Below are 13,673 nucleotides of genomic sequence, written 5' to 3'. Positions count from 1 at the left end.
TGGGGAAGATATGGAAGGAAATTTAACAAAGGGTCCTATTTTAAAGACCTTGACAAAGTTGGCGATACCGATTATGGCATCGTCATTTTTAGGGACATTGTATAATCTTACAGATATGGCATGGATCGGTCTGCTTGGTTCGAAGGCAGTTGCCGGAGTTGGTGTTGGAGGAATGTACACCTGGCTGTCACAAGGATTGGCATCTATGGCTCGAATGGGCGGACAAGTTCAAGTAGCGCAATGTATCGGAAAAGGAAATAGAGACGAGGCGAATAAATATGCGCAGACCGCAGTACAGTTAGCTACATTGATGGGATTAGTATATGCGGCAATTGTATTGCTGTTTTTACATCGATTGATCGGCTTCTTTCATTTGGATGATGCAGAAGCAATTGCGGCTGCACTTTCTTATACAAGAATTGCCTGCGGTTTGATCGTATTTTCATTTCTGACATTTACATTGACAGGTATTTATACTGCACAGGGAGATTCAAAGACTCCATTTATTGCGAATCTGATCGGGCTGGTAATTAATATGATCCTGGATCCGGTACTGATTCTTGGACCGGGGCCACTTCCTGAATTGGGTGTGGCAGGTGCAGCAATTGCGACTGTAACAGCGCAGGGAATTGTAATGAGTGTAATGATCATCGGAATCTTTGTGCAGAAGAAGGATAATGTATTAAAAGGAATTCGTCTGTTTGCAAGAATTCCGATGGAATATGTAAGTGGAATCTGCAAGATCGGAATTCCGACAGCACTTCAGGGAATGGCTTATTGTGTAATCTCAATGGTACTTGCACGTATGGTATCCGTCTTTGGTGCTGAGGCAGTTGCAGTACAGAGAGTCGGTGGTCAGATTGAATCGATCTCATGGAATACGGCGGATGGATTCGCTGCGGCGCTGAATGCATTTGTTGGACAGAACTATGGAGCCAACAAGATGGATCGTGTCAAGAAAGGATACAGAGCATCTTTATGGACAGTTGGTATTTGGGGATTGATAATTACAACAATATTTGTATTTGTTCCAAAACCAATCGCAAGAATTTTTTTCCATGAAGCAACAGCAATTGAAATCGCAGTAGATTACCTTATAATCGTAGGACTCAGTGAAGCATTTATGTGCGTAGAGCTTATGACGGTTGGGGCATTGTCCGGACTTGGAAAGACACATCTGTGCAGTGTGATTTCAATTATATTTACAGGAGCGAGAATTCCATTGGCAATTCTCCTTTGCAGAACAGCACTCGGACTTAATGGAATCTGGTGTGCAGTTTCATCGACATCCATTGTAAAAGGTATTATCTTTGTAGCAACATTCTTCTGGATTACAAGAAGTTCAAGAATACTTAAGAATAATAGCAGGCTTTGATTAAGAAAAGCCTGCTATTATTCTTTTATAAGAAACGATAAAGCATATATGAGAAAGGTGTTTAAGGGAAAATGGTAAAAGAAAAACAATGGGAAAATCATAGAACCAAAGTGATATCATGTATCGTATTTGGAGTATATCTTCTTTTGCTAACTTGGCTTGTGCTGTTTAAATTTGCATTTGCTATAGAAGAAATCCCACATTTGAGACAATTAAATTTGATTCCTTTTCATTATGAAACAAGCGTTAAGCCTATAATGCATATAAAAGAAGTGGTATATAATATACTTGTTTTCGTTCCGGCAGGAGTATATTTTACTGCATTTTTTGGAGAAAGAAAATGGTGGAAGGGGATTGGTGCATCATTTCTAATAAGTTTGAGCTTTGAGATTATACAGTGGATATTTTCAATTGGAGTAAGTGATATTACAGATTTACTTGGAAATACACTCGGTGGTGTATTGGGGACATTACTTTTTGTACTTTTTGGGAAAATATTATCCAAGAAAAGAATGCGTGTAATCAATGTAGTTGGAGCAGCGGTTGAAATCGTTGGAATTGCATTGTTGAGTGCGCTGTTTGTGGCAAATAAGTAAGCATGCAATATTCGTAGCATTTGGAAACGCAGTTTACGCATCTGCAACAACCGAAAGAACTGACGTTCTTTCGGTTAAGGGCATTCGCCCTATGTTCCCCAACCCTATCAGCCTGTTGCAAGCAAGCTTGCAAAACCTGTTAGGGTTTGGAAACGCAGTTTACGCATCTGCAACAACCGAAAGAACTGACGTCCTTTCGGTTAAGGGCATTCGCCCTATGTTCCCCACCCCTACCAGTTTATTGCAAGCAAGCTTGCAAAATCTGTTAGGGTCGGGGAACGCAGATACTAATTTTCAGAATATTCTGAATTGCATGAAATATATAAAAAACATTGACAATTAAAAACGGCTGTGTTAAGATAACATTCGTCGCTGAGAACGGCACTGAAAACTATAGAACGAAAGCTTACTTTAGAGGAAGGCGCGGAGGCGGACAGTCCCTGAGGAAAGAAAGTTCAAAAGAGCAGCTTATAAGAAGAACTAATAAAAACTCATAAGAATTGTTAAAAAGTGGTTGACAGAAAAGTTTGAATGTGATAACATAAATGAGCTGTCGAAGAGAAGCGGATGAGTGACTCACAAACAGCAAAAGAAAAATAAAAAAGTTCTTGACAAAGACAAAAGCTTTTGATAAAATATAAAAGCTGTCGCTTGAAAAGAACGACACAAACAAAGAACCTTGATAACTGAACAATAGACAACAACAACCCTTGAAAATTTCTTTAAGAGAAGATTTTTAAGAACGGTTTTTAAACAAACCAAAACAACAGTAAAAAGGGAAGAATTAGCTAGTTAGTTGGTTCTGAACTGGATACAAACACTTTTAACGAGAGTTTGATCCTGGCTCAGGATGAACGCTGGCGGCGTGCTTAACACATGCAAGTCGAACGAAGCACCTTGATTTGATTCTTCGGATGAAGATCCTGGTGACTGAGTGGCGGACGGGTGAGTAACGCGTGGGTAACCTGCCTCATACAGGGGGATAACAGTTAGAAATGACTGCTAATACCGCATAAGACCACAGCACCGCATGGTGCAGGGGTAAAAACTCCGGTGGTATGAGATGGACCCGCGTCTGATTAGGTAGTTGGTGGGGTAACGGCCTACCAAGCCGACGATCAGTAGCCGACCTGAGAGGGTGACCGGCCACATTGGGACTGAGACACGGCCCAAACTCCTACGGGAGGCAGCAGTGGGGAATATTGCACAATGGGGGAAACCCTGATGCAGCGACGCCGCGTGAGCGATGAAGTATTTCGGTATGTAAAGCTCTATCAGCAGGGAAGAAAATGACGGTACCTGACTAAGAAGCACCGGCTAAATACGTGCCAGCAGCCGCGGTAATACGTATGGTGCAAGCGTTATCCGGATTTACTGGGTGTAAAGGGAGCGTAGACGGAGTGGCAAGTCTGATGTGAAAACCCGGGGCTCAACCCCGGGACTGCATTGGAAACTGTCAATCTAGAGTACCGGAGAGGTAAGCGGAATTCCTAGTGTAGCGGTGAAATGCGTAGATATTAGGAGGAACACCAGTGGCGAAGGCGGCTTACTGGACGGTAACTGACGTTGAGGCTCGAAAGCGTGGGGAGCAAACAGGATTAGATACCCTGGTAGTCCACGCCGTAAACGATGACTACTAGGTGTCGGGCAGCAAAGCTGTTCGGTGCCGCAGCAAACGCAATAAGTAGTCCACCTGGGGAGTACGTTCGCAAGAATGAAACTCAAAGGAATTGACGGGGACCCGCACAAGCGGTGGAGCATGTGGTTTAATTCGAAGCAACGCGAAGAACCTTACCTGCTCTTGACATCTCCCTGATCGGCAAGTAATGTTGCCTTTCCTTCGGGACAGGGATGACAGGTGGTGCATGGTTGTCGTCAGCTCGTGTCGTGAGATGTTGGGTTAAGTCCCGCAACGAGCGCAACCCCTATCTTTAGTAGCCAGCGGTTTGGCCGGGCACTCTAGAGAGACTGCCAGGGATAACCTGGAGGAAGGTGGGGATGACGTCAAATCATCATGCCCCTTATGAGCAGGGCTACACACGTGCTACAATGGCGTAAACAAAGGGAAGCAGAACCGCGAGGTCGAGCAAATCCCAAAAATAACGTCTCAGTTCGGATTGTAGTCTGCAACTCGACTACATGAAGCTGGAATCGCTAGTAATCGCGAATCAGAATGTCGCGGTGAATACGTTCCCGGGTCTTGTACACACCGCCCGTCACACCATGGGAGTCAGTAACGCCCGAAGTCAGTGACCCAACCGTAAGGAGGGAGCTGCCGAAGGTGGGACCGATAACTGGGGTGAAGTCGTAACAAGGTAGCCGTATCGGAAGGTGCGGCTGGATCACCTCCTTTCTAAGGAAGAAAGAAGTAAAGCGTTTTACTGTTGTCTATTGTTGGGTTATCAAGTAACCTAAAATTTTTGGTGGCGATGCGCTTAGGGGTAACACCCGTTCCCATCCCGAACACGATGGTAAAGACCTAAGCGGCCGATGGTACTGCACTGGAGACGGTGTGGGAGAGTAGGTGGCCGCCAAATTAAAAGAAAGAAACTAAGGCAGAGACGCTGCCGAAGTTGAACATATAGATACAGGCACAGATGAGCAACAACTTATCGCCGCCAACCCAATCAGCAGGGCAGTGCTGTTATGATAGCTGGTTTCACCAGTGATTAGATATACAAAGAGATTTGTGTATGTAATGACTGATGAAAATATCAGTCGGATGAAGAACTGAATAAGAACTTCATCTTATGTACCTTGAAAACTGCATATAGTAAAAATCAATAGATTTAGATAAATATCTAATCAAGACATCCGAGGTAATGTTAACAACATTAACTTACAGTCTGAAGAAAACAGACTTAAAATAAATTGACTATCACCAACGCATACAACGCTATGTATGTGTGGACATTATCCCATTCCCGTGGGATGAGGTCGAGTTGGTTATGCTGATAAGAGCGTATGGTGGATGCCTTGGCACTAAGAGCCGATGAAAGACGTGATAAGCTGCGAAAAGCTTCGGGGAGGAGCAAATATCCTTTGATCCGGAGATTTCTGAATGGGGAAACCTACTTGAGCAAACCTCAAGTATCCTTAAGCCAATACATAACTTAAGGAAGGGAACCCGGTGAACTGAAACATCTAAGTAGCCGGAGGAAGAGAAAACAACATGTGATTCTGTGAGTAGCGGCGAGCGAAAACGGAAGAGCCCAAACCAGCGTGCGTGCATGCTGGGGTTCGGACCGCGGAATTGATTCAACGAGTTTAGCAGAACGGTTTTGGGAAAGCCGGCCAGAGAGGGTGAAAGCCCCGTAAGCGAAAGACGAGTTGACATGGCGGGATCCAGAGTACCACGAGACACGTGGAACCTTGTGGGAAGATGCGGGGACCACCCCGTAAGGCTAAATACTACTTAGTGACCGATAGCGCATAGTACTGTGAAGGAAAGGTGAAAAGGACCCCGGGAGGGGAGTGAAAAAGAACCTGAAACCATATGTTTACAAGCTGTGGAAGAGCTTTATATGCTCAACCGCGTACTTTTTGTAGAACGGTCCGGCGAGTTACGCTGGCTGGCGAGGTTAAGGACTAAAGGTCCGGAGCCGAAGGGAAACCAAGTCTGAATAGGGCGCATAGTCAGTCGGAGTAGACCCGAAACCGGGTGATCTATCCATGTCCAGGTTGAAGTTGCCGTAAAAGGCAATGGAGGACCGAACCCACATCCGTTGAAAAGGGTGGGGATGAGGTGTGGATAGGGGAGAAATTCCAATCGAACCCGGAGATAGCTGGTTCTCCTCGAAATAGCTTTAGGGCTAGCCTCATACGAGTCTTGCGGAGGTAGAGCACTGAATTCCTAAGGGGGCGTCAAAGCTTACTAAGGGATATCAAACTCCGAATGCCGTGTAGATGATGTATGGGAGTCAGACGATCCGAGATAAGTTGGGTGGTCAAAAGGGAAAGAGCCCAGACCAACAGCTAAGGCCCCAAAATGTGTGTTAAGTGGAAAAGGATGTGGGATTTCGAAGACAACTAGGATGTTGGCTCAGAAGCAGCCATTCATTCAAAGAGTGCGTAATAGCTCACTAGTCGAGAGGTCCTGCGCCGAAAATGTCCGGGGCTAAAACACACTGCCGAAGCTTTGGAATTGAGAATTCAATTGGTAGAGGAGCATTCTTAAAGGGACGAAGCAGTACCGGAAGGAGCTGTGGACTTTTAAGAAGAGAGAATGCCGGAATGAGTAGCGAGAGGAAGGTGGGAATCCTTCCGGCCGAATATCTAAGGTTTCCAGAGTAAAGCTGATCTGCTCTGGGTAAGTCGGGGCCTAAGGCGAGGTCGAAAGACGTAGTCGATGGATAACAGGTTGAAATTCCTGTACTATCCTGTAACAGAACTGTGGGGACACAGGCAGAGAGCGTGAGCCGGGAATGGAAAGACCGGTACAAGCGAGGTAGGAGAAGAGTTGGCAAATCCGCTCTTTAATCTGAAGACGTGATGTGGACTGAAAATAAGTAGGGAAGCACGTGAGCTGACTGTCAAGAAAAGCCGCTATTGTTTGCAGGATACCCGTACCGTAAACCGACACAGGTGGATGAGGAGAGAATCCTAAGGCCGACGGGAGAAGCATTGTTAAGGAACTCGGCAAAATGACTCCGTAACTTCGGGAGAAGGAGTGCCAGTAAGATGGCCGCAGAGAATTGGCCCAAGCAACTGTTTAGCAAAAACACAGGTCTATGCAAAACCGAAAGGTGAGGTATATGGGCTGACGCCTGCCCGGTGCTGGAAGGTTAAGGGGAGAGGTTAGCGCAAGCGAAGCTTTGAACTTAAGCCCCAGTAAACGGCGGCCGTAACTATAACGGTCCTAAGGTAGCGAAATTCCTTGTCGGGTAAGTTCCGACCCGCACGAAAGGCGTAATGATTTGGGCACTGTCTCAACAATGCACCCGGTGAAATTGAAATACCAGTGAAGATGCTGGTTACCTGCGCCAGGACGGAAAGACCCCATGGAGCTTTACTCCAGCTTGATACTGGGATTCGGTATTGCATGTACAGGATAGGTGGGAGGCTAGGAAATGGTAACGCCAGTTGCTATGGAGCCAATGTTGGGATACCACCCTTGCAGTACTGGGTTTCTAACCAGCAGCCGTGATCCGGCTGGGGGACAATGTCAGGTGGGGAGTTTGACTGGGGCGGTCGCCTCCGAAAGGGTATCGGAGGCGCTCAAAGGTTCCCTCAGAATGGTTGGAAACCATTCGAAGAGTGCAAAGGCAGAAGGGAGCTTGACTGCGACACCGACGGGTGGAGCAGGTACGAAAGTAGGACTTAGTGATCCGGTGGTATAAAGTGGGATTGCCATCGCTCAACGGATAAAAGCTACCCTGGGGATAACAGGCTTATCACTCCCAAGAGTTCACATCGACGGAGTGGTTTGGCACCTCGATGTCGGCTCATCGCATCCTGGGGCTGAAGTAGGTCCCAAGGGTTGGGCTGTTCGCCCATTAAAGCGGTACGCGAGCTGGGTTCAGAACGTCGTGAGACAGTTCGGTCCCTATCCGGCGTGGGCGTAAGATATTTGAGAGGAGCTGTCCTTAGTACGAGAGGACCGGGATGGACTGGCCGCTGGTGTATCTGTTGTCTTACCAAAGGCATAGCAGAGTAGCCAAGCCGGGAAGGGATAAACGCTGAAGGCATCTAAGCGTGAAGCCCCCCTCAAGATGAGATATCTCATAACGTCAAGTTAGTAAGACCCCTTGAAGACGACGAGGTAGATAGGGCAGAGGTGGAAGTGTGGTAACACATGGAGCTGACTGTTACTAATAGGTCGAGGGCATAACCAAAGCAGTGATAGGTTTGGATGATGATGTTGGTTTTAACTGTATGTAGTTTTGAAGGTACATGGAATATAGACAGGAATGAGAAGCAGTGTGAAAGCACTGTTTTTTTCTTTGCAATAACTTCCATAGAACGAAATGTATTAAGATATCAGATTAATAGATACAACAACCAACTCGATGTATTTTAACATCACTTGACTATATTTAACGAATATAGCTAAAAAGCAGAGCACAGTCTGTTTTTTGCTTGACAAATCACTCCTTTGTGGTCTAATATACGACTCATAAAGAATATCAATTCGTTTTGAGGAGGAGATTATTATTATGAAGATGTGGAAAAAAGCAGCAAGTGTTAATCCAGAATTAATTGATAAAAGAGAAAATTTATCAGTTGATTCTGGGTTATTTTTTGGAGGTAAAACACGTAACTTCTTGAAATAGTGTTATAAATCTTGAAATAGTGTTATAAATCTTGAAAATTTAATATTCATTAAATTGGAAAGTTTTGTTAACATAATGTTAAGAAACAAATACAAGAGATTACCGATAGACAGCAGAGGGGAGACAGAAATTATATTATCGGTTATGAAAAGGGATGGAGTTCGAAAAATGAGAGGAAAGGCAAAACAGAGAGTTAGTCTGATACTTGTAGTGACAATGGTACTTGGAACAGTATTAACAGGAAATACTGTATTTGCAACAGGAGAGAGCAGTGACGAACAAGATCGGATAAAAATTAACATTTCTAAAGATTCTGAACAAACTGTGGAACAGAATGTTACACAGACAATTCATGTGACTGCGCAGGGGCAGTGCTCGCAATCAGTCTGTCTGAATGTATATCTAAAAAACGAGGACGGATCTGCGGCAACAGATATAGATGCAGTCAATCTTCTGACAAGCAATCAGCTTACAGATAAAAACACACAGAAAACAATCGATGAGACATTGAAAGATTCAGTGACTCTTAATAATGGAACAAAGGCAAGTCCAACAGCAGAGTGGAAGAACGACAAGGACGATAATGGAACAGTTACTTCTAAATATCTGCAGATTACAATGCCAGCAGATGCAACAGCAATCAACTTTGATATGCAGCTTCAGTATCGTACAGATGAAGCAAGCTATACAAAGAAAGTGCTGGTTGAGGCAAAGGCATTCGAAGAGGAGCAGGATATCACAGAAGCAGCTAAGAGAGCAGACGAGAGTAAAGAGAATGAAGCGACAGTTGTCTGGGAAGGCCAGGCAGTAAGTCAATCAGAAAGCGAAGCTGCGGATGAGAATACGGACGGAGAAAATGCTTTAAATGCAGTTGCAGAAGAAAACCAATATACAGTTTACTTCCAACAAAGCAATATTGAGGATACCAGGTGGAATAATGCAACACAAATTTATATTTATGCATTTAATGATGGCACTGATGATTTGAAGAGCATCTTACCAATGGCTAAAGAGGGTGGATCAAACTTACCAAATGTCTGGAAATATACATTTAATAAGCAATGGAAAAATGTAATTTTCCTTAGAGAGAGTACTTGGCCAAATGGTAACGATAAATCTTCTCAGACTGTAGATTTGCAAATCGACTGGGGATTAAATCAACCTTGTTTTAAGTTAACAGGTGATGATGAACAAGGTACTGGAAAAAAGAATGCAGCTCAGAGTAAATATCAATATCAAGGAACTACCCAACCAGCAGATGGAATAACAGTATATTATGACGCTACATTATCTAAATTATCTTATGCTAAGACAGAAAATGTAAAGGGGACTGGAGATGGAATTCCACATTCAGAGAAGGGTCCAATTTACTTCTATGCTACAAAGGATACTGGTACTACATCTTATACAGGAAAAATGGAAATAGCACTAGAAGAAAATTATAAAGATGTATATAAAGTAACTCTTCAAAAGGGATATACAAAAATACGATTTGCTGCAGATCCAGTATATGATACGAACGTAGCAGCAAATGGTGATGCGACAGATTTAGTAGATATTCCGGAAAAGATGACAAAACCATGTTATTACGGAGATTCAAGTGACGACATTATCTATCAAGGCACTCAAGGAAACCGTGGCGGTTACTGGGGAGAGGCATATACAGTAAGAGATGCGGAAAGGGGAAAGAAGAATGCAACGGTTGTAGATGTACCAAATGCAACAGAAAAAAGAGATGCTGATAATTTATATGTAAATACGACAATTTATGATTACTACTCAGATTATGAACTGAACGGAAAAAACAGAGATAACTATCCAAAACAAGGTGATGTAACAAATAACAGAATCTATCAGCCGTTCCGTCAGTTCAACATGGCGTTGAGTGATTATTATGAAGATAATGGCGCAAAGTCACCATTATACTGGGGAAATTTTCAGAATTATTCAGATTCACATTTTAATGATATTGCTGAAACAATGGAGTTGTTTGGTTACGATAGTGATAGAAATAATGATTTATTTCAAAAATTCTTTTACGAGAATAGCTCTATGTGGGGAAGAAAGAATTCAGATACCCCATTATCAAATGGAAATAATGCCACCCAGGGATTGGTTGCAGATCAGTTAAATAATAATAGTCTACAATTAAAAACAGAAAGTAATGGAACGGTACTAGCTCCATTTTTTGACAAAGATTTTTTAAATGGAAATAACTCGAAAAATACAGTACTTGGAAAAGTATATGAAAATGTAACATTTCCATTTGTAAAAAAGGGAATGTACTGGACTTTTGACAGTGCTGATGACGAAGCAGACAATAGAAATCTTCAATTAAAATATGATGATACAGATAAATATTTCTTACAATCAAATACTAACCCAGTAAAGGGATGTACAACGACAGGACCAACAAATGATGGAAACTACTTCCCATTGAATTCAAGCGATCAATCAGGTGATGCTTCTAGAGATCAATCAGGTGATGCTTCTAGATTAAATTATGGATTTGGACAAAAGTTTGATTTGAAGTTCCGGCTTACATCAAATGGACAAGTGGTTAATCCTGATAATAATAAGAAAGAAAATATCAAATTTGATTTCTCAGGTGATGATGATGTATGGGTATTTATCGATGGTCAATTAGTTCTTGATATCGGTGGAGATCACGGTGTGGTAACAGGAAATATTGATTTTGCTGAGAAAAAGGCTACGGTTAGTAGCGTAAAGAACGCTTCTTCTAATGGATTTCAGCCAAATGTAGAAACTTCTTTTCCTAATGCATTCGATACAAAAGATTATTTTACAAAGGAACACACACTTACTATGTTTTATATGGAGCGTGGTCTTTGGGAATCAAATATGAAAATCACTTTCAACTTCCCACAGGAGAATAAGCTCACTGTAGAAAAAGAAGTTGATACAACAGGAGCAAATGATATTTTCAAAAAAGCTTTAGCAGATGTCGGAACATTTGATTTTGAGATAAAAAATCTTGCAACAAGTGGAGAGATTAAAGACGTGTCTGCTCCTAGCAGCCCGGAAGTAAAGAACGTATTTAATGACTATTCAAATAACACAAGTATTTCTGGAACAAGGGTGTGCAACTCAAAAGTTGAAGTGATTGATGATACTACAAATAGCAAAAAAGGAAAAATTATAAGCTACTATTATCCGGGCAAAAAGAATGCAAAAGATCCTCAATCAACAACAGATTCAAGATTGGTAAAAATCCAGGCAAAAGATGGTAATGGTAATACATTTGATGCATCAGATTCAAAAGGGTATAAATATTTACAGTTTGATGTATATAACATGGACGCAAATGCATCGGGAACAGATCCATTTGTTGCATTAGTTGATGCAAAGGGAACAAGGATAGGAGCATGGGCAAGCTTCCTTACTTACAATGGACGAAATAATAATATTGATAAGCAGACCTGGAAGACAATAAGAATCGATCTCGAAAAATTAAAAGCAAAAACATTAGATGCTGGAAATACAAGGGAATTTGATTTCAGCAAAGTGAAAGAAATCCAATTTGCTTACTGGAATGATGTGACGATTTATCTTGATAAGTTTTCATTTGTAAAGCCGGCCAGCGGTGAGAAGACAGGGTTTACAACAGAACAAGAAGACATTCCGGATTATGGTTCAATTAATTCAAATAAGCTAGAACCAGTGAATGGTTCATATTATCAGAATACAAAGGGAGATACAATCATCTACAGCGATGGACTTCTTAGTATTGGAAATAAAGAAAGTGCAATATTCAGCGATCAGTTCCGAAGAGGAAGTTATCTTTCCATTGTCGAGAAAAATGTTTCACCGGATGTATTTACTACAACGTGGTCGTTGTATGAAAATGGAGCGATTGTAAATCCAAGGGATTTGAGCAAAACAACTGATAAGGTAACCGGTGACATACAGACATCTGTTGAAAAACAATCAGGATATGAGGTAAATGATGGAAGAACAGAGAATATCAGTGTAGCGCCAAAACCTACTGAATCAACGATTGTATTCCGAAGTTATGCTAATCCTGATAGTGAAAATGCAGTGATTGATCTGAAAGCAAAATATGTGAATAAGCTGCGGACAGGTTCTATTTCTCTGAAAAAAGAATTAAGCACGGGAGAGTCAGAATCTCAACCAGAAAGAACGTATCAGTTTATAATTGAATACCGAAATATTGCAGGAATGAAACTGGAAGCGAATACAGGAACAGATGTTATTACGCAGCCGATTGAATTGAAAGCAGGACAGGAGAAAACGATTCAAGGAATTCCGGCAGGTACCGATTATACGATTTATGAAGTAATACCAAAGGATGCCGATTATAGTCTGGAAAAAGTTGAAGTTACAAATGATGGAAATGACAAGAATGTCAAAGCAGAGAACAATGTCGTTACAGGAATTGTAGAAGCAGATGAGGGTAACAATTCAACTAGCACAGCGGTTACATTTGTGAATACAGTTACACCATTGATTTCCATTTCCGGAACGAAGACTTGGGAAGGCGGAGTGACAGCAGGTACACCGGGAAATATTGTTGTTCAGATTCAGTATTTAAATCCTAAAACTAATGAATATGAACAAGCAAAAGATAAGTCAGGAAATGCGATTCCAAATCAGGTTGTTAAGAGTGATGCTAATTGGAAGTACACATTCACAGGATTATTGAAATATGTGGATTATGCAGCGAATGATAGAAAAGAATATAAGTACAAGGTTGTAGAATTAGGAACCTTAATAAGTTCGGAAGAACTTAATAATGGGAAACCAGATCCACAGAATCTAGCACATATAAAGCCAATAGCAGGATATTATCCGGAATATACGAAAGCTAAAGATGGAAGTTATAATATCACAAATAAAAAAACTGGTACATTGAAAATCATAAAGAAGACCGGAAAAGATAATTTCTTAGAAGGGGCAGAGTTTACGCTTTATACAGATTCTAATACAACGCAAGTTGCAAAAGACCACTCAGGAAATGAGCTAACAGGTACTACCGGAGAAAATGGGGAGTTAGTCTTCAATAACATTAAAGCTGGAACGGAAGAAACTCCGATTACATATTATCTGAAAGAAGTAAAGACAAAAGCCGGTTATGTGCTCTTAAAAGAGCCGATTCAGATAACACTTCCATATAAGTATGATGCGGGAGATATAGTGAATGGAAATAAAGTAACGAAAAGTGGTGTGACATGGAACCTTACTTACACTATCATTAATGATAAAGCATTCGATCTTCCGGCAAGTGGAAATAAAGGAATTTTCAAATTTATCGTAATCGGAATTACAGCAGTTCTGGTGGGTGGTTACTTGTTAACAGCAAGAAAGAAAAGCAGAAAGAAGAGAGTTTCAAGGAGAGGCTAAAAGAATCAATGAACCAGTATTCGTAGGGAATAGGGAGTCCCTTTGAAT

General features: G+C 41.8%; 3 protein-coding genes and 3 rRNA genes. All 6 read left to right on the top strand.

Annotated features, from left to right (window positions below):
* Positions 1-10 precede the first annotated feature (10 nt).
* The 6 genes from ACZ47Z_RS13405 (at position 11) to ACZ47Z_RS13380 (ending at position 13,625) form a co-directional block, all read left to right on the top strand.
* Positions 11-1,375, top strand: a complete 1,365-nt coding sequence (locus ACZ47Z_RS13405; protein WP_054753152.1) for an MATE family efflux transporter — start codon at positions 11-13, stop codon at positions 1,373-1,375.
* 71 nt (positions 1,376-1,446) lie between these two features.
* On the top strand, positions 1,447-1,971 hold the full coding sequence (locus ACZ47Z_RS13400) for a VanZ family protein (RefSeq protein ID WP_288645677.1): 525 nt from the start codon (positions 1,447-1,449) through the stop codon (positions 1,969-1,971).
* An 822-nt stretch (positions 1,972-2,793) separates the two neighbouring features.
* Positions 2,794-4,324, top strand: a 16S ribosomal RNA gene (locus tag ACZ47Z_RS13395).
* A gap of 66 nt (positions 4,325-4,390) precedes the next feature.
* Positions 4,391-4,508: ribosomal RNA gene (rrf, locus tag ACZ47Z_RS13390) — 5S ribosomal RNA — on the top strand.
* A 407-nt stretch (positions 4,509-4,915) separates the two neighbouring features.
* Positions 4,916-7,805: ribosomal RNA gene (locus ACZ47Z_RS13385) — 23S ribosomal RNA — on the top strand.
* The 16S, 23S and 5S rRNA genes sit together here, the layout of an rRNA operon.
* Positions 7,806-8,411: 606 nt before the next feature.
* A complete protein-coding gene (locus ACZ47Z_RS13380) occupies positions 8,412-13,625 on the top strand; it encodes a SpaA isopeptide-forming pilin-related protein (RefSeq protein WP_464525639.1) in 5,214 nt (1,737 codons plus the stop codon).
* The last annotated feature ends 48 nt before the right edge of the window (positions 13,626-13,673 follow it).

The organism is Mediterraneibacter faecis, from assembly GCF_055383675.1.
This window is presented reverse-complemented; position numbering and strand designations above follow the sequence as displayed.